A 16,566-nucleotide genomic window follows, 5' to 3' on the forward strand; every position below is an offset into this window, starting at 1 on the left:
GAAAACCATGCTCGACGACACCCTCAAAGCCCAATTGCAGCAATATTTGGCCTTGCTGCGCCAGCCGATTCGCTTGATCGCTTCGCTGGACGACAGTGAAACTGGCACCGACATGAAGAGCCTGTTGGAGACCATCGTCAGCCTGTCTGACAAGGTCACTTTGGACACTTCGGGCCATGACAGCCGCAAGCCGTCTTTTGTCGTTGCCCGCGATGGGCAAACCGAAGGCGTGCGTTTTGCCGGTCTGCCGCTCGGGCACGAGTTCACCTCGCTGGTGTTGGCGCTGCTTTGGACTGGCGGCCACCCACCCAAAGTCGAGCAGGATGTGATCGACAGCATCAAGGCCTTGGAGGGTGACTTCAGCTTTGAGGTTTACATGTCCTTGTCTTGCCACAACTGCCCTGATGTGGTGCAGGCCTTGTCTTTGATGGCGATCATGAACCCCAAGGTCAAGACCGTGGTCATCGAAGGCGGTGCGTTCCAAAAAGAAGTGGAAGAGCGCCAGATCATGGCCGTGCCCATGGTGTTCTTGAACGGCAAAGTGTTTGGCTCCGGTCGCATGTCTGTTGAGGAAATCGTGGCCAAGCTGGACACCAACGCCGGGGAGCGTGAAGCCGTCAAGCTCAACGCCAAAGACGTGTTTGAGGTTTTGATTGTGGGTGGTGGACCCGCTGGTGCGGCTGCGGCTGTGTACGCCGCCCGCAAGGGCATTCGCGTGGGTGTGGCTGCTGAGCGCTTTGGTGGCCAGACCAACGACACCATGGCCATCGAAAACTACATCTCGGTGCTGGAGACCGATGGCCCCAAGTTTGCCGCCGCGCTCGAAGCCCAAGTGCGACAGTACGGTGTGGACATCATGAACCTGCAACGCGCTGACAAATTGATCCCGGCGGGCGCAGACGGTTTGGTGCAGGTGCAGATGGAAAACGGCGGCACACTCAAGGCCAAGACCGTGATTTTGTCCACCGGAGCCCGCTGGCGCAATGTGAACGTGCCCGGCGAAGCCGAGTACAAAAACAAAGGCGTAGCCTATTGCCCGCATTGCGATGGTCCGTTGTTCAAGGGCAAGCGCACCGCCGTGATCGGCGGCGGCAACTCCGGCATCGAAGCGGCGATCGATTTGGCGGGCATCGTCGAACACGTCACTGTGATCGAATTCGCTGAGCAATTGAAAGCCGATGCGGTGTTGGTTAAAAAGTTGCACAGCCTGCCCAACGTGACGGTGCACACCAACGCCCAGACGACCGAGATCACGGGCGACGGCAGCAAGGTCAATGGCATCCGCTACAAAGACCGCGCAACCGGCACCGAGCACCATGTGGAACTGGCGGGTGTGTTCGTGCAAATTGGCCTGGTGCCCAATACCGAGTTCCTCAAAGGCACGGTCGAGCTGAGCAAGTTTGGCGAGATCGTGGTGGACGCCAAGGGCCACACCAATGTGCCTGGGGTGTTTGCGGCAGGAGACTGCACCACCGTACCGTACAAACAGATCGTGATCGCTGCAGGCGAGGGCGCCAAGGCCGCACTCAGCGCTTTTGACCACCTGATCCGCTCTTGATTGGCTTCGTGCCGACATGAAAACACCGGACCTCGCGTCCGGTTTTTTCATGGGACCTGACAGATCAAGGCTTCATTTGGTCAGGATCAACTTGCCTTGCCGCGTGGTTTGCAGCCGGTAGATTTCTCCCTGGTGCTGAATCAACACTATGGCCTGGTCGCCCAGCAGTTCACGGCTGTCCAGGGTTTGCGGCCCGTTGGACTTGATCGGTGTGGGATGGGCAGGCAATGGCGACGGGTGGGCCTTGCCCGGCGTTGTCAGCTCTGTGGACGCAGCCACAGCGGGCTTCAAACTCATGGCTTTTGGCCTTCGGTGACAAAGCCGATTTTGGCCAAGCCTGCCCGTTGTGCGGCTGTCATCGCCTGGGCCACATGTTCATAAGCGACTTTTTTGTCACCCCGAATGTAGAGCTGTGGCTGTGGGTCTTTGGCCGCGTGCTCGCGCAAGGCGTTTTCCAGTGCATCGGCCGTGACAGCTTGTTTGCCCAGAAAAAACTGGCCCTGGCTGTCGATGGCCAATTGCAGGTTGTCGGGCGGCGTCTGGTCGCGGCTGCTGCTGGTGCGGGGCAGTTCCACCTTCACGGCGTGTTGCACCACCGGTATGGTGATGATGAAGATGATGAGTAAGACCAGCATGACGTCCACCAGGGGCGTCATATTGATTTCGTTCATCACGTCGTCGTCGTTGTCGTTGATTTCAAAGGACATGCGGGTTTCCTTGTGGGCGGTTAAGCGCTCAGTGGCCGGTGTGTGGCTGGCCGACATGGGTTTGACCCAAGGCTTGCGACGATGGCGTCACGCGGGCACCGGTCACGTAATAGGCGTGCAGGTCGTGCGCAAAGCGGTTCATGCGGGCGATGATGAATTTGTTGCCACGCACCAGCGTGTTGTAGCCCAGCACCGCCGGAATGGCCACGGCCAGGCCCAGCGCTGTCATGATCAGGGTTTCGCCAATCGGGCCTGCCACCGCGTCGATGCTGGCATTGCCTGTGGCACCGATGGCGACCAGCGCGTGGTAGATGCCCCAGACGGTGCCAAACAAACCCACGAAGGGTGCAGTCGAGCCAATGGACGCCAAGATGGCCAAGCCGTTTTGCAGGCGGCTGGTGTTGTCGTCGATGCAGTTGCGCAGGCTGCGTGTGACCCAGTCGCTGATGTCCAGGCGGTCGTGCAGTTGTTTTTGCGCGGCCAAGTGGTGCTCGGTGGCTTCTTGGCCCACTTGGGCCAGCGTGTGGAACATGTTGTCCTGGCGGTGGCTGAGCACGGCCAAGCCTTCGGCCAGGCTGGTGGTGTGCCAAAACTGCTCGCTGCCCAAGGCGCTTTGTTTGTGTTTCCAGACGTCCAGCGCCTTGAGCACGATGACGACCCAGCTGATGACCGACATGCCGATCAGGGCGATGAGGATCAGCCGGGTGACCGCGTCACCTTGGGTCCAGATGTGGGCGAGGCCAAATGATTCGGGCATGACAAAAACTCCTGTGAATGGGATGGAAAAAATGGGTGAGGCTCGGACGGGGTGCAGATCAGTCCAGCACAAAACGGATGGGCACGTTGAACCACATGGCCTCGGGCAGACCGTTGCGTTGGCCGGGCACAAAGCGCCAAGCTTTGACGGTCGTTAAGGCCGTGTCGTCCAGGCGGGCATAGCCGCTCGAGGTGCGGATTTCGGCTTTTTCGGCGCGGCCTTCGGGCGTGATCAACACACGAATGACAACCGTGCCTTCTTCGCCCAAGCGTTTGCTCTGGCGTGGGTAGGGTGGGGCAGGGTTGTTCAGGTAGTCGGCGCTTGTGGACGGCAGCACCACGGCTATTGCTGTGGCGTTGGAGGCAGGGCGTTGGTTGCCTGCCGGCGGTGCGGTAGGCGTGGCGGGTGCAGCAGGTGTCAGTGCAGGTGCAGCGTTTGACACGATGGGCGCGACATTGCTGGGGGCCGTGGGTGACAGCACAGGCGCGGGTTGCACCTGAGTGCTGATGGGCTTGGCCACAGTCTGCGGCTTTGGTTCAGGTTTTGTTTGGTGTTGGATTGGGGGTCTCGCCGGCTCCGGTTTGGGTGCGGGTGGTGCGGGGGCATCCATGACCACGCTGGCCATGATCACGTTGTCGGGCGCGCTCGCTGGGACCACGCTGGTCAACACACCGCTGTTGACCAACCAGGCCACACCAGCGTGGCCCAGCATCACCGCACCGGTCACGCGCCAGGTGCGGCTTTTGTGGATGCGGTAGGGCTGACGCATCGGGTCTTCAAAATGGGCTGCTTGCATAAAGTGGGGCTCAAAGGAAATCAAGCGACATAAACCGGCTCTGGAGACCACAAGCGGTCGATGCCAATGTCTTGGATTTGGGCGCAACCCGTCAGGGCCATGGTGGCTTCGAACTCATCGCGCATCAGGCGCAGCACATGCGCCGCGCCGTGTGCGCCCGCATGGGCCAGGCCATACAGGACGGGGCGGCCAATCAGCGCGGCATCGGCCCCCAAGGCCAGGGCTTTGAACAAGTCGGTGCCGCGCCGAAGGCCACCGTCCACCAGCACCAGCGCTTGCGGGTGCTGCTGTCGAACGGCTTGCACGATGCGCGGCAGCAATTCGCCTGTGGCGGGCAGGGTGTCCAGCACGCGGCCACCGTGGTTGCTGACGATCACGCCCGCTGCGCCCAAACTCACCGCTTGCACAGCGTCTTGTGGGTGCGTGATGCCTTTGAGGAGCACGGGCAGTCGAGTCTGGCCGATGAGCCAGTGCACATCGGCCCACGTGGGGGCGGCATCGGCCAAGCCGGCGCACAGGCCTGTGCTGGGTTTCTTTTGGGGGGCCGATGTCGGCCAATGCACCGCCTTCACGCCTTCGGGCAAAGGCATGCCATGGCGGCGTTCGCGGTCTCGCACGCCGTGCACCGGGGCGTCCACAGTCAGCACCAGTGCTTCAAAACCAGCGGCTTCGATCTGTGCCAACAGCTCGCGCAGGGCTCCCCGATCGGCCAGCCAGTACAGCTGAAACCACAACGGGCCACGTTCGGCGTCGGTGGCCACCAGCGCCGCCACATCGTGCAAAGGCGTGCTGGTTTGGTGCGACAGCACCATGCCGCAACCTTGCGCGGCTGCGGCCAACGCCATGCCCGATTCGCCATTGGCATGCGCCCAGCGCTGGTAAGCCATGGGGGCCACCAGCAGCGGCATGGGCCATTCGCGCCCCAGCAAGTGGCAGCGGGTGTGGCCGCCGCCCAGGTCTTGCAGCACGCGCGGCGACAAATTCAGGCGTTGCCAAGCATCCACGTTGCGTCGCAGTGTGATCTCATCGCCCGCGCCACCGCTGAAATAGGCCCACGCCGCCTCGCCCAGCGCCGCTTGCGCGGCGTGCTCGTGGTCTTGCAGGGTGATGATGGACGTGGTCATGGTCTGTGCAGATACAAAGGGCAATGCAGGGCCGTTCAGGTGTTGGCCCACTGGCACAACAGCTGGTGATAAACCCCGGTCAAAGCCGTGGTCTCGGGTGTCTCGCCGTGTTGTTCGCGCAGCTGGAGCAGGTTCATGTCCAGGTCAAACAGGATGCGGCGCTGTTCATCGCTGCGCACCATGCTCTCGACCCAGAAAAAGCAGGCCAGCCGCTGGCCGCGTGTGACGGGTGTGACTTCGTGCAAGGTGTTTCCGGGGTACAGCACGGCGTGGCCTGCGGCCAGCTTCACGCGGTGGACGGCATCTTGGTCTTGCACGCTCAGCTCGCCGCCTTCGTAGTCGTCGGGGGCGTTCAAAAAGACGGTGCACGACAGGTCGCAGCGCACCCTCTGGCCGTCGGCACGCAGTCGAATCGCGTTGTCAATGTGCCAGCCGTAATGTGGAAATTCAGGCGTGTAGCGGTTGATCCGGGGTGTGAATACCTTCAATGGCAAGGCCGCTGAAAAAAAGGTGCTCGACTGGTCCAGCCCACCGAGCACCGCGTGGCGAATTTGCGCCGCCACTGGGTGGTCGTGCGGCAGTTGCAAGTTGTCTTTGACCGTGCGGGCTTGGGGGCCTGCACTGCCTCGCCCGTCGGCCCAGTCCGATTCGGGCAAGGCCAGCAACAGGTCGCGGGCCTGGCGCACGGTGTCCGCGCTGAGCAATTCGGGCAGGAAACGGATCATGTGGGTGGCGTCCTCAGAATTTGTAGGACGCGGTGATTTGCGTTAAACGTCCCGCACCCGGGATGTAATGACCGGGGTACAAAGCATCGGCATACAACTTGTTGGTGACGTTGCTCATATTGGCCTTGATGGTCAATGCATCGCTGTAGGCGTACTCGGCCATCAGGTCACCGACCACGAAGGAACGCACTTCAAACTCGGACCGTGTCGGGGTCTGGCGGCCACGGAAAGTGACGCCACCACCCACACGCCATTGGCTACTGACTTGGTAAGTGGTCCATGCGCTGCCGCTGTGCACGGGGGTCAGGGCCGGACGATCGCCTACCCGTTCACCCGCTGTGGCTTGGCTGCATGAGCCTGTGGCGGGGCAGGGTGCCGCCTTGCTGACTTTGGCGTCGGGCATCCAGGTGAAGGAGCCAAACACTTCCCATTTCGGTGTCAAGCGACCGGCCACATCGATTTCCAGTCCGGAGACATAGCGGCTGCCGGTCAGCGTGACCACGGGCAACAAGGGGTCGGTGTTCCGCTCGTTTTTTTTGGTGGCGCGGTACAGGGCCAGACGGGTGGTGAAGCGTTTGTCGGCCGAGTCGAGTTTGGCCCCCAACTCCCAGTTTTCCGATTGCTCGGGCGGCGTGTCCACGTTAGATGCGCCCAGCGAATAGGTGTCGCCCGAGGTGTTGAACGACGTGCCGTAAGACAAATGGAAGGACTGTAACTCGTTGGGCTGGAACAGCACGCCTGCGCGTTTGCTCCACTCGCCCACCCTCATTTGGTAACTGGTTTTGGTGCCGTTGTCGGTGGCGTTCGTGGGGTTGCCGAATTGGTCGTAGTCACCTTTCAGGCTGTCGTAGCGCAAGCCGCCCAGCACTTTCCAGTGCGGTGCCACTTGCACCAGGTCTTGCAGGTAGGCCCCCCATCCGGTGCTGCTGTACTGGTTATTCACACGCAGCACGCGGGTGCTTTCATCCACCCAGGCCCCATCGTTCGGGGCGCCGATGGTGGTCGTGGGTTTGTTGATGGTCACCCCGCCTTGCGCACCCGCTGTGCGGGCGGCGTAGACGGTTTTGTCTTCGGTGGCCAGATCAAACCCGGTCAGCAGTTCGTGTTTTAAGCCCAGTGCCTGGAACTTCTTGCTGAAATCACTTTGCACATGGAGCGTGTCCATGTCCTGGATCTTCAGGTTGTTGCCCCGGTTGATGACCGTGTTGGGGTCGAATGTAGCCAAACTGACGGCTTGGCCCCCCGGTTGGCTGGCGGCGTTTGCAAACCGAACCGTGCCGGCCCTTTGATCCCGTTCGTACTGCCCCCTGCGGATTTGCGTTCTCAGCTCGCTGTCGGCTGAAAATCGGTGCGTGTGGCTGGCGCTCAGATGCGTGGCACTGCCCGCGTTGTAGTCGCTGGCGGCACCGTAGTAGGCCGTGGGGTCCAGCGGCAAGACGGTGGACTCCAGCGCGGAGGATGTCGGGGTGGAGCGAATCCAGGGCAAGCCATAGTTCATGCCGTTGTTGTTGTTCAGGTGGTACAGCCCGACTTGGAACTCGTCCTTCTCACCAATGCCCCAGCGATAAGCCCCGGCGATGCCCTCCTTGTCGAGTGAGCTGCCCGAGCCGTTGTTGTCGGCTTGGGTTTTCATCACGTTCAGGCGCAGCGCGGCGCTCTCACCCGTCTGCTTGTTGAAATCGCCCACCACACGCACATGGTTGTGCGATCCCAAGGTCAAGTCCAACTGGTTTTCGTCCATCAAGCGGGGTGTTTTGCTCACTTGGTTGACCGCGCCGCCCGTGGAGCCACGGCCAAACTGCGTATTCCAGAACCTATTGACCATCCGCTCCAATCCCTCGTGACCATCAATTCCAGTCAAAGCTGACCACTCAGTCCAGCAAGTTGACCAAAGAAAAAAGTATGGCGATTTGACCAGATAGTAGTCAGACTGACATGGTCAATCTGACTACTCAGACTATCAGCTGGATTGCATTTTTTTGCGAGCCATTGTTTTTCGCATGGACTCCCCTTTCAGAGATAACCGATGCGATTGATGCACCACGCGATCCAATATCGCATCAGCCAACGTGGGATCAGGAAAGAACCCATGCCATTGGTCAGTTGGGTATTGCGTTGTAATGAGCAATGATCCTGTGCGCATTCGCCGATCAATCACATCAAGCAAGAACTGCGACGCATGTTGATTCATCTCACCCAAACCCAGATCGTCAAGTATCAACATACTTGGTTTGCTCAATGACAGCTTCAGAGCGGGCAATGAGCCATCAAGCAATGACTCTGTGATTGCCCCATAAAGATCACTGGCGCGATAGAACAGGACTGGCATTTTTAGCCTGCACGCCTGCTGGCCAAATGCACACGCAAGCCACGTCTTACCAACACCCGTAGCGCCTTGGATGATCAGATTTTGCTGACGCCTTATCCAATCACAGCTTGCCAAAGATGCCAACTGTGCCTTGTCTAGTCCACGGTTTACCTTGTATTCCACATCCTCAAATGAAGCCAATTCAGGCATCCCTGCGCCTCGGATCAAACGCTTCAACTTTCGGCCCTCTCGCTCGGATGCCTCGTGATCAACAAGCATTGCAAAGCGATCATCAAAACTGACATCATGCAATTTGGGTTGCTGAAGCTGCATGTCGTAAGCATCAGCCATTGGAACGAGCTTGAGCTCTCGAAGGCGAGCGATGGTTTGTTGCGTGCTGCTCATGCTGATTCTCCAAAATAACTAGGACCACGCAATTCACCAATGATTTTGACTTTGGGTGCTTGAGTGATAGAAAAACGTTTGTCTGCATCCTCTTTGAGGATGGATGTGATGCTGCGAAGTGAGGTGATATTCAATGGCATCGCGTAGGCGCAGACCTCTTCAAATCGGGCCTCACCGTAGTCCCTTGCGAGGTCACGCATTCGTAGTGCAGCTTTGACGCCGTTTGTGATGTCGCTTCGGTTTTCAAGTTGATGCCGAATCATCAACTCCACATTGCCGCCGACGTTCATCGCCCATGCCAACAATGCCCGAGGTTCGGCATCAAGCACTCGGCTGTGTATGACGGGCCGATGCTCTGGTATCGTTCTGGCATTTCCTTGTATCTCAATCAAAGGGTGAAGGGCAACCCTTCGACCTCGGTGGAAAATTTCAATCACAGTGGCTGTAAACCTGAGGTCCACGCTTTCTCGTGCAAGCGTGTGAGGCACTGAATAGAAGCGTCTTTGATGTTCGACGTGATAGTCATCCTGTACCCTGACGCTATATCGCCAATCACTCAATTCAAATGCCGTTCCAGGCAATGGCTTGAGGCTCGCTTTTTCTGTTTCCAAAAAGCGATCCAATCGACAGCCAGGGAGCCGTTTAAATGGATGGCGATTCATTTCTTCGGCCTTGATCCGGAGTTCTGCATTCAACTCGGCAAGGCTGAAGAAAATGCGATCACGAAGTGAAAACAAAGCCCATCGTTGAGCGATTTGCACTCCCACTTCAGCCTTGGCTTTGTGTTTGGGTTTTCGTGCCCCCGTTGGTAAAGGTGCCGTGTCGTAATGGCTCAGGCAATCTCTGTAGGCGGGGTTGATCACCGTTCGATCCCGTTCACGCCGCCAAACGGCCGCTTTAAGGTTGTCGCTGACGACCCACTCTGGCACACCACCCAGAGCCTCGAAACAATTAGCGTGACATTTCAGCCAGTCTTTGGTGGTCTGACTCGCCGTAGCTTCGATGTACGTGTAGTTTGAGTACCCAAGCACAGCCACAAAGATTTGAGCAAAGGTCGATGGGCCACCGTTTTGATCTCGGATTTCAACGGTCCGGCCCGCAAAATCCACAAACAGCTTTTCACCTGGTCGGTGCGTGCGTCGCATCACCACATGTTGATTTTTTGTCCAAGCTCTATAGAGCATGGCAAATTGTGAGTAGCCCACCCCGTCGGGGGTGGTCTCGCGCCACTCTCGCCAAAGACGCTCCAGAGTTGCGTCGGGTCGCCGCATTTCGGCATGAATCAATTCACAATCTGGATGCGTCTTGAGTTGCGCAATAGATCGATCTTGGGTTCCAAGTGCTGCCCGCCAGGCATCATCATCTAACGGCGAAAGCTCTTGCCAACTCAAGCCAGAGGCATCCACTTGCTGTCGAAATTTTCGGATCGTGTCGTGGTGCGTCCCTGTTGTTCTTGAAATTGCTCGGTGAGCCAACGTCGGGTCATAAAAGTGCTGGCGTGCAATGTCACGCTGCAAATGAACGGGTAGCCTCATGGGCTGCTCCTTTGGTCAAACGAGTGCAGGAGGCATGCACTCGGGGTGAGTTAACCCACTCCCGCCCACTTGACATGAGGGGATGCTCGACCGATACTCCAACCCACAAGGTACTACTTGATTCGGCTTCGGTCGGACGCTAGGCCCGAGGTGTCCGCCTCGGGCTTTTGCGTTTCTGGGTGGCTAGATTTAGCGTCGTTCTGGTTTTTTCCTCCTCGTTTTATTCAGTGCTAGACGTGATCCGTGCCTGCGCAAGCCAGTGGGCGACATCTCTGGTGAGTGCATAAAAACCTCGTCGATGTGGCAACGTGAACAGCGTTACGGCGACTTGACCACGGTATCTGGCTTGTCTTAGCCCCGCCACACTGGCGTGTCCCAGAGCGTTGGCCAACCGCAGGCCTCCCAGCAGTGGGCCATGGGTTTGCTCCATTTCTGTTTTCAATTTTTCAGCCAAGGTGCCTGGCTCGCATGAACTCGTGGTCATTTGTTCGGGTCTCTCTACGGTTGTCACGCAGTGTTTCCGAAAGTTAGCAATTGTGGAACCCGAACGGATAATCGGAGTTTCTGTACACCATGACCATGCCCACCTTTTTGCAACCGCCAAAGCCGGGTCGCCCCAAGCGAAATCCGATTGATGTCTTGCGCACGAAGGTCTGGTTTTATGCCGTCAAAGCCAGGTCGGGTTTGCCAAGTGCCTACGCCATTGAGTTGGCAATAGAGCCGTCCATCGTTAAACACAAAGAGGCAGGGGTGGTACGCCCGCGTAAATGGGATGGCTATCAAACGGGTTTGCGTGTCCCGCGAAGAATGGTCGGCAAGCCATATTCAGTTGATATTGCCGATCAAAACTATCCCGGTACTGCGTCCTACTTTGATTCGCCTATTTGGGCTGTGTTGCGTGGGGATCAGCTCAATCAGAGATGGATTGACGATCAGCTGAAAGCATTAGCCCCTGCTATCACGGATCTCCTGATGGTTTCAGCACCTCCAATGCTTCAGGCCATCCCGCAACCAGATCGTTTCCAGAAATTTGATGAAAAAACGGCCTATCGGTTGGCAGAAATCGGAACATTTGAAGCGTTGGTTGCGCTCATCTTGCTCGTCAAAAAATCAGAATTGATTTCCTCTCAAGAGTTACGAGAGTTGGCGCTTAACGCTTACCACCATTGCCAGTCTTGGGTGAAGGTGTTGCCAGAGATTGCGCCTATCGCACTCGATCTATTCCATGAAATTGATCTCAAGTGCAAACACTGGATCTACCCATCCCCTGAATGGCGAATGGAAGTGGTCATCTTCTCCCGTGAGATCAATCGATGACCCCTTGGTCGCACATCAAATCAAACCGACATCTGAAACTTGGGCATCTGGTCAATGGTTTTTCTCTGGACCGACCTTGGTCAACCTGGTTTTCAACCAGCGAGGCCCCCATTACCGCCGTCTTTCTTCAAGGGCCGTTGCTCCCACCCCAGCCAAAAGCAGTCTGACCATAGTCGGCTCGTTTCAAGAGCTTGACAGGCCCAGCCCGGTCAACCCACGTCTCCCAGATTGGTTTGCCGCGTTGTGCCTCAGCCATTCTTAAACGTGTTTCTGCGTGTGTGGGTTCCAAAATTAGTGTCAGTGGACAGTCAATGAGATCAATGGCTTTAACACTAACTCTTCCATGGGTTGGACGGTAGCCCCCCCCCCGCATTTAATGTCAAATTCCTATTTCGCAACACAAATTTTGTCAGTCAGCTTCCGACCCATTGCAGCCGGTCACATCTTTTAAGACGTTGACTTGTTTGTAGCGGTTGCTGCCGGTCGTGTCCCGCAGTCATTTGTGGGCTTTCTGCCAGTAGCGGTCGGTCGATCTTTAACCATCAGGCTCGGCAGCCGGTCAGTTCGGTCATAGGCCAATGACCGCTACCACACATCCTATCCAGTGCTGACGGATAGGATCCATTGATGCATGGGCCAATTTGCACAACAGGCTATGACGCCCAATGAACAGGGAGCCCTGCACATTTTCGATGCAGCGACGTTTTCTTACTGAACTAGCTGGATGTCAGTGACGATCATCTTGCCACCTTCATTGATCACCATAAACTTAATTTTTTCGCCTGGCTTGATGCTGGTCAATAAACTCTTATCTTTAGCAGTAAATACCATTGTCATTCCCGGCATATCCATATGTTTGATTTCGCCGTGTTTGATCGTGACCTTGCCAGTTTCGAGATCAATTTTCTTGACCTCTCCGTCGGTTAAAGACGGCGTCATTTGAGACATGTTCATCTTGCTGTGATCCATGACAGCTTGGGAAAAACTGCTTAAGGGAAGAGCCGCACCAATGGTCAATAGTGCAATTGCAATTTTCGTTTGAATATTTTTCATATTTTCCTCATGAGTAAGAGTTAAAAACTTTTGATGATCCGTCTTTTTGGATTAGCAAGACTTGATACGCGTCACGCCTTGCGCCGTAGACAGGACCGTCCATTCCAGGAGATCCGATAGGCATCCCCGGAACGGCAAGACCTAACGCTTGTGGTTTTTCTTTGAGTAAACGTTGAATGTCTTCGGCTGGCACATGCCCCTCAATCACATATCCACCGACCAGAGCTGTATGACATGAAGCGAACTTTTGAGGCATACCCAGTCGAGCCCGCGCTGCGTTATTACCTTGATCGTTTACTTTCAAAGAAAAATTATTCTTTTCTAAATGAATAATCCAGTCTTTGCAACAGCCACAGTTAGGGTCTTTCCAGACTTGTATAGCTATAGCGTTTGGGCTGGCTGCAATAGCAATTGAGGACGAGCACATTGAAGCTATTCCCAACAATAGCAACCGCCTCGTTGAATTTTTTGAACTGTTTTTGTCAGTCATTTCAGCAGCCCTATCCTGTAATGAAATTACTTCTTGCCAACCTTGATCGCGCCCTTCATCCCAGCTTCGTAGTGGCCTGGCATCAAGCAGGCAAAATTTACGGTTCCAGTCTTCGTGAATTGCCAAACAATTTCGCCTTGCTGTCCTGGAGATAGTGTCACTTTGCCAGGTTCGTCATGTTCCATATCTGGGAATTTTTTCATCTGCTCCAGATGCTCGAGCAATTCCTTCTGGGTGCCCAGACTCAATTCGTGCTTGACCTTTCCTTGATTCTTGACAACAAAGCGGACCGTCTCTCCTTGCTTGACCTGAATAGATGAGGGTGTGTAACGCATGTTATCCGTCATATCGACATTGATGGTCTGCGTTACCTTGGAGGCAACACCTGGTTTGCCAATTGCGGTTTCCTCGTCAGCATGGCCATGCCCACCGGCGTGCTTTCCAGCCGCAAAAGCCGACGCTGACAGGGTCAGAGCAACCAAAACAAAGATTTGGCGAGAAGTGATGTGCTTGGGTTTCATTCGTTAACTCCGGAAAAAAAATTCAGTGATTGCTATGTGATGAGGGCTTGCGCACCTTGACTTCGGTCGTCTTGGCGGGCATCTGGGCGCGAGGCATGGACTGCCCACCCTCCGCCTTGAAGCGCGCTGGTTCAGTCAACGGCCCGGTGTACTCATGGGCTACCGTGCCTTCGGGATGCTTGTACCAACCCGGGTCCTTGTAGTCCCCCGGCTTTTGATTACGGCGGACCTTCAGAACGCTGAACATGCCACCCATTTCGACCGATCCGAAGGGGCCTTGGCCAGTCATCATCGCAGCGGTGTTGTCAGGGATGGGCATTTCCATCTCAGTCATGTCGGCCATACCACGCTCACCCATGACCATGTAGTCTGGAATCAGGTTATTGATCTTCTTGGCGATGCCACGGTGATCCACACCAATCAATGTCGGAACGTTATGGCCCATGGCGTTCATGGTGTGATGGCTTTTGTGACAGTGGAAGGCCCAGTCCCCTTCCTCATCTGCCAGAAACTCGATCTGTCGCATCTGACCGACGGCCACATCGGTCGTCACTTCATGCCAGCGGGTGCTCTTGGGTGTCGGGCCACCGTCCGTACCAGTGACGAGGAACTCATGGCCGTGCAAATGTATGGGGTGATTCGTCATCGTCAGATTGCCAATGCGAATACGCACCTTGTCGTTCAGGCGAACATTGAGGCTGTCAATGCCTGGAAATATCCGGCTATTCCAGCTCCACAGGTTGAAGTCCAGCATTGTCATGATCTTGGGGGTGTAGCTGCCCGGATCGATGTCATAGGCGTTGAGTAGGAAGCAGAAGTCTCGCTGGACCTCATCAATCAGATCATTCTTGACCTTAGGATGGGTCACCCAAAAGCCCATCATGCCCATGGCCATCTGTGTCATCTCATCAGCATGCGGGTGGTACATGAAGGTGCCAGGCCGGCGCGCGACGAACTCGTAAACAAACGTCTTGCCGGAGGGAATAGCCGGCTGGTTCAGTCCGGCCACACCGTCCATGCCGTTGGGCAGGCGCTGCCCGTGCCAGTGAATGGAGGTATGCTCTGGCAGCTTGTTGGTCACGAAGATCCGTACGCGATCGCCCTCGACCACTTCAATCGTGGGCCCCGGGCTCTGGCCGTTGTAGCCCCAGAGATGGGCTTTAAAGCCAGGGGCCATTTCCCGCACTACTGGTTCGGCGACCAGGTGAAATTCCTTGACGCCTTGATTCATGCGCCATGGCAAAGTCCATCCATTCAGCGTCACCACCGGGTTGTAGGCGCGTCCGCTGTTGGGGACAAGCGGCGCCATGGTGTTAGGGCTGGTCTGTATTACAGGCTCAGGCAGAGCGGCCATCGCCACGCGGCTGACCGCGCTGGCGGCCACGGCACCACCAGCAATCCCGGCGTACTTAAAAAAGTCTCTTCTGGAAGTCATCGTTGTATCTTTCATTCAATGAGGCGCAGCGCCACCGGCTGGCGCACTGGGCATGGCTGCCAGCGGAGTGTTCATCGGTCGCCCGACCAGTGAGGCTTGTAGCGCGGCATCCGCTAGCCAAAACTGCTGCTCGGCTCCGATCGCAGCCATGACCGTAGAGACCTGATCACGTGAGTCCGCCAGCAACTCGAAGATGCCGATGATCATTCCGTTGTAGCGCAGTTGGTTCTCTTCTGAGATCACCTTACGAAGCGGTATCACCTCGTCCCGGTTGTGCCGTGCAATGTCATAAGCCGTGCGATAGGATGAGTAGCTTTCTCGCAAGCTTGAACCCGCCGAGCGGACGGTCGCCTCAAGCTGATTGGCTGCGGCCAAGGTGCGTGCGTTCATGGCATCGCGCTGCATGCCCCCCCAATCAAAGATGGGCAGGCGTACCGCGATTTCATACCCTCGCGCTACGCTGCGCTCACCCGCCACGCTGTTCGTGCTGGTGTTGCGCATGGCCCTCAGTTCAATGTCGGTGATGCTGGTGACCATGTTCAAACCCTGGGCTCTGGCGGAAGCATCCAGTGTGCTTTGGGCAAGACGGATGTCGAGGCGGTTACGCGTAGCAAACGTCGCAACGCCCTGCGGATCGAGCGCCTGTTTGGGTAGTTCAGGCAAGCGGTCCGGCAGTTTGAGCATCTGGGCCTGTTGGGCATCCAGACCGAGTACGCGTACGAACTCTTCGCGGGCAGCAGTTACTTGCTGAGTTGCTGTTGCCAATCGGGTCCCTGCGTCCGCATAGAAGGCCTGCTCACGAGCCCGTGTGAGGCGATTGAAGTTGCCTATGGCCTGCATCCTGCGAGCCAGTTCGGCACTCGCTGCAGCGCTTTCATACACCTGCTTGGCATACTGAAGCGTCTGTTGGGCAGCCACGGCGCGGACCCATGCCTGGCGCACGCGGGTGACCTGGTCGACCACATCACTCGACAGTCGCAGATGGGCCACTTCGATGCGACGGTTGGCGATTCCCTGGCGACTAGGGAGGGTCAGAATATCGAGCAGACCAAAGGAAAGCGCACGGTTTAACTCCAGCGCATCACCGGCCACCATGCGTTCCAGGGAGAAGACCGGGTTTGCAATCGTGCCCACTTGTGCCGCATCTGCGGACTCCGCCCAACCTTGAGCCAGCAACGCCTGGAGCGATGGGCTGTTGACGAGCGCCAGCTGGACCGCCTCGCGCTGACCCAGAATGTTTTGAAGCAGCTTCTGGGCCGCCTGCGCACGCTGTTCGCGCTCATCGGCAGTCCGCGCGAGAGAAATCTGCCCTTCGGCAAAACTCTTGGCCTCCTCGTTCACCCGGGCAACGTTTTGTTCGAGGCTAACAGTGGCGCAACCGGCAAGCGTGGCCAAGGCGATCGCGGATAGCGCCAGTTTCCCTAGCGAGGTGCTTGGGATGCGCTTCATGGCTTGACTCCCCCATGATGACCAGATTGCGTATCAGGCACGTCAGAGGCGTCCTTCAGGGCCTCACCTGTCGCGACCTCCTTGGCATAGCTGCGCCAGCCTCCAATACGACCTACCAAGTCGTTGGCTTTGACCCATGACTGAATGGCCTGGTCGTTATAGGGGCGGAAGTCACTAAGTGCAGACTTGTACTCAACTTCCACCACCGAAAGATTTTTCACGGGCTCGCTGGTGGCTTGGGCCGCGGCTACACCAGCTAACATGGCACAACTCAGGGCGAGACATGTCTGTGCGAATAATAGTGAACGTCTGACGAGCATGGTTTCCTCAATGTGATCGGTAACATAGATAGGGGGAATTATTAAAATACCAAGTCGTCAGCACGA

The 16,566-nt window shown here is 56.8% G+C and carries 17 protein-coding genes; 2 read left to right on the plus strand and 15 right to left on the minus strand.

Annotation, left to right across the window (positions count from 1 at the left end; genetic code table 11):
- The first annotated feature begins 7 nt into the window (after positions 1–7).
- Entirely contained in the window at positions 8–1,558 is a 1,551-nt protein-coding gene (gene ahpF / locus ACZ5RG_RS05405) for an alkyl hydroperoxide reductase subunit F (protein ID WP_464447973.1), read from the plus strand.
- A 72-nt stretch (positions 1,559–1,630) separates the two neighbouring features.
- On the opposite strand, the gene hemP is transcribed toward ahpF, so the two are convergent.
- The 9 genes from hemP to istA all read right to left on the minus strand — a co-directional run bounded on the left by hemP (position 1,631) and on the right by istA (position 9,915).
- Positions 1,631–1,855 (minus strand): hemin uptake protein HemP, encoded by a 225-nt coding sequence (hemP, locus tag ACZ5RG_RS05410; RefSeq protein WP_315235644.1) that lies wholly within the window; start codon positions 1,853–1,855, stop codon positions 1,631–1,633.
- Entirely contained in the window at positions 1,852–2,265 is a 414-nt protein-coding gene (locus ACZ5RG_RS05415; protein ID WP_298599162.1) for an ExbD/TolR family protein, read from the minus strand. The genes hemP and ACZ5RG_RS05415 overlap by 4 nt, the downstream gene beginning before the upstream one ends.
- 28 nt (positions 2,266–2,293) lie before the next feature.
- Positions 2,294–3,022, minus strand: coding sequence for a MotA/TolQ/ExbB proton channel family protein (locus tag ACZ5RG_RS05420; protein WP_464447974.1), 729 nt, complete (start codon positions 3,020–3,022; stop codon positions 2,294–2,296).
- Positions 3,023–3,080: 58 nt separating this feature from the next.
- A complete protein-coding gene (locus ACZ5RG_RS05425; protein ID WP_464447975.1) occupies positions 3,081–3,818 on the minus strand; it encodes an energy transducer TonB in 738 nt (245 codons plus the stop codon).
- Positions 3,819–3,838: 20 nt separating this feature from the next.
- Entirely contained in the window at positions 3,839–4,942 is a 1,104-nt protein-coding gene (locus tag ACZ5RG_RS05430) for an alpha-hydroxy acid oxidase (RefSeq protein WP_464447976.1), read from the minus strand.
- A 35-nt stretch (positions 4,943–4,977) separates the two neighbouring features.
- Complete coding sequence (locus tag ACZ5RG_RS05435; protein WP_464447977.1) at positions 4,978–5,667, minus strand: Fe2+-dependent dioxygenase; 690 nt, start codon at positions 5,665–5,667, stop codon at positions 4,978–4,980.
- Between the two features lie 13 nt (positions 5,668–5,680).
- Positions 5,681–7,492, minus strand: coding sequence for a TonB-dependent receptor (locus tag ACZ5RG_RS05440; protein WP_464447978.1), 1,812 nt, complete (start codon positions 7,490–7,492; stop codon positions 5,681–5,683).
- 135 nt (positions 7,493–7,627) lie between these two features.
- On the minus strand, positions 7,628–8,380 hold the full coding sequence (gene istB / locus ACZ5RG_RS05445) for an IS21-like element helper ATPase IstB (RefSeq protein ID WP_100117900.1): 753 nt from the start codon (positions 8,378–8,380) through the stop codon (positions 7,628–7,630).
- Positions 8,377–9,915 carry an IS21 family transposase gene (gene istA, locus ACZ5RG_RS05450; protein WP_464447979.1) on the minus strand — a complete coding sequence of 513 codons (1,539 nt, stop codon included), beginning with the start codon at positions 9,913–9,915 and terminating at the stop codon, positions 8,377–8,379. The genes istB and istA overlap by 4 nt, the downstream gene beginning before the upstream one ends.
- 573 nt (positions 9,916–10,488) lie before the next feature.
- Here istA and ACZ5RG_RS05455 point away from each other — a divergent pair.
- Complete coding sequence (locus ACZ5RG_RS05455; RefSeq protein ID WP_089957680.1) at positions 10,489–11,232, plus strand: hypothetical protein; 744 nt, start codon at positions 10,489–10,491, stop codon at positions 11,230–11,232.
- Between the two features lie 708 nt (positions 11,233–11,940).
- Here the strand turns inward: ACZ5RG_RS05455 and ACZ5RG_RS05460 are convergent.
- Genes ACZ5RG_RS05460 through ACZ5RG_RS05485 form a run of 6 tightly spaced genes read right to left on the minus strand, consistent with a single transcriptional unit; the run spans position 11,941 to position 16,443 of the window.
- The gene (locus tag ACZ5RG_RS05460) at positions 11,941–12,285 is read right to left on the minus strand and encodes a copper-binding protein (RefSeq protein ID WP_089957684.1); all 345 of its coding nucleotides are present in this window, start codon (positions 12,283–12,285) and stop codon (positions 11,941–11,943) included.
- 7 nt (positions 12,286–12,292) lie between these two features.
- Positions 12,293–12,775 (minus strand): DUF411 domain-containing protein, encoded by a 483-nt coding sequence (locus tag ACZ5RG_RS05465; protein ID WP_089957688.1) that lies wholly within the window; start codon positions 12,773–12,775, stop codon positions 12,293–12,295.
- 26 nt (positions 12,776–12,801) lie between these two features.
- Positions 12,802–13,296, minus strand: coding sequence for a cupredoxin domain-containing protein (locus ACZ5RG_RS05470; protein ID WP_089957691.1), 495 nt, complete (start codon positions 13,294–13,296; stop codon positions 12,802–12,804).
- 22 nt (positions 13,297–13,318) lie between these two features.
- Entirely contained in the window at positions 13,319–14,731 is a 1,413-nt protein-coding gene (locus tag ACZ5RG_RS05475) for a multicopper oxidase family protein (protein ID WP_089958022.1), read from the minus strand.
- 15 nt (positions 14,732–14,746) lie between these two features.
- Positions 14,747–16,180, minus strand: a complete 1,434-nt coding sequence (locus tag ACZ5RG_RS05480; protein ID WP_464447980.1) for a TolC family protein — start codon at positions 16,178–16,180, stop codon at positions 14,747–14,749.
- Entirely contained in the window at positions 16,177–16,443 is a 267-nt protein-coding gene (locus ACZ5RG_RS05485) for a hypothetical protein (protein WP_228769235.1), read from the minus strand. Before ACZ5RG_RS05485 ends, ACZ5RG_RS05480 begins: the two co-directional genes overlap by 4 nt.
- Positions 16,444–16,566: the final 123 nt, after the last annotated feature.

Source organism: Limnohabitans sp. TEGF005 (assembly GCF_055394835.1).

Excerpts from the sequence above, each read along its gene's own strand:
- ahpF (WP_464447973.1), top strand. The coding sequence starts at position 8 with ATGCTCGACGACACCCTCAAAGCCCAATTGCAGCAATATTTGGCCTTG.
- hemP (WP_315235644.1), bottom strand. The coding sequence starts at position 1,855 with ATGAGTTTGAAGCCCGCTGTGGCTGCGTCCACAGAGCTGACAACGCCG.
- ACZ5RG_RS05415 (WP_298599162.1), bottom strand. The coding sequence starts at position 2,265 with ATGTCCTTTGAAATCAACGACAACGACGACGACGTGATGAACGAAATC.
- ACZ5RG_RS05420 (WP_464447974.1), bottom strand. The coding sequence starts at position 3,022 with ATGCCCGAATCATTTGGCCTCGCCCACATCTGGACCCAAGGTGACGCG.
- ACZ5RG_RS05425 (WP_464447975.1), bottom strand. The coding sequence starts at position 3,818 with ATGCAAGCAGCCCATTTTGAAGACCCGATGCGTCAGCCCTACCGCATC.
- ACZ5RG_RS05430 (WP_464447976.1), bottom strand. The coding sequence starts at position 4,942 with ATGACCACGTCCATCATCACCCTGCAAGACCACGAGCACGCCGCGCAA.
- ACZ5RG_RS05435 (WP_464447977.1), bottom strand. The coding sequence starts at position 5,667 with ATGATCCGTTTCCTGCCCGAATTGCTCAGCGCGGACACCGTGCGCCAG.
- ACZ5RG_RS05440 (WP_464447978.1), bottom strand. The coding sequence starts at position 7,492 with ATGGTCAATAGGTTCTGGAATACGCAGTTTGGCCGTGGCTCCACGGGC.
- istB (WP_100117900.1), bottom strand. The coding sequence starts at position 8,380 with ATGAGCAGCACGCAACAAACCATCGCTCGCCTTCGAGAGCTCAAGCTC.
- istA (WP_464447979.1), bottom strand. The coding sequence starts at position 9,915 with ATGAGGCTACCCGTTCATTTGCAGCGTGACATTGCACGCCAGCACTTT.
- ACZ5RG_RS05455 (WP_089957680.1), top strand. The coding sequence starts at position 10,489 with ATGACCATGCCCACCTTTTTGCAACCGCCAAAGCCGGGTCGCCCCAAG.
- ACZ5RG_RS05460 (WP_089957684.1), bottom strand. The coding sequence starts at position 12,285 with ATGAAAAATATTCAAACGAAAATTGCAATTGCACTATTGACCATTGGT.
- ACZ5RG_RS05465 (WP_089957688.1), bottom strand. The coding sequence starts at position 12,775 with ATGACTGACAAAAACAGTTCAAAAAATTCAACGAGGCGGTTGCTATTG.
- ACZ5RG_RS05470 (WP_089957691.1), bottom strand. The coding sequence starts at position 13,296 with ATGAAACCCAAGCACATCACTTCTCGCCAAATCTTTGTTTTGGTTGCT.
- ACZ5RG_RS05475 (WP_089958022.1), bottom strand. The coding sequence starts at position 14,731 with ATGACTTCCAGAAGAGACTTTTTTAAGTACGCCGGGATTGCTGGTGGT.
- ACZ5RG_RS05480 (WP_464447980.1), bottom strand. The coding sequence starts at position 16,180 with ATGAAGCGCATCCCAAGCACCTCGCTAGGGAAACTGGCGCTATCCGCG.
- ACZ5RG_RS05485 (WP_228769235.1), bottom strand. The coding sequence starts at position 16,443 with ATGTTAGCTGGTGTAGCCGCGGCCCAAGCCACCAGCGAGCCCGTGAAA.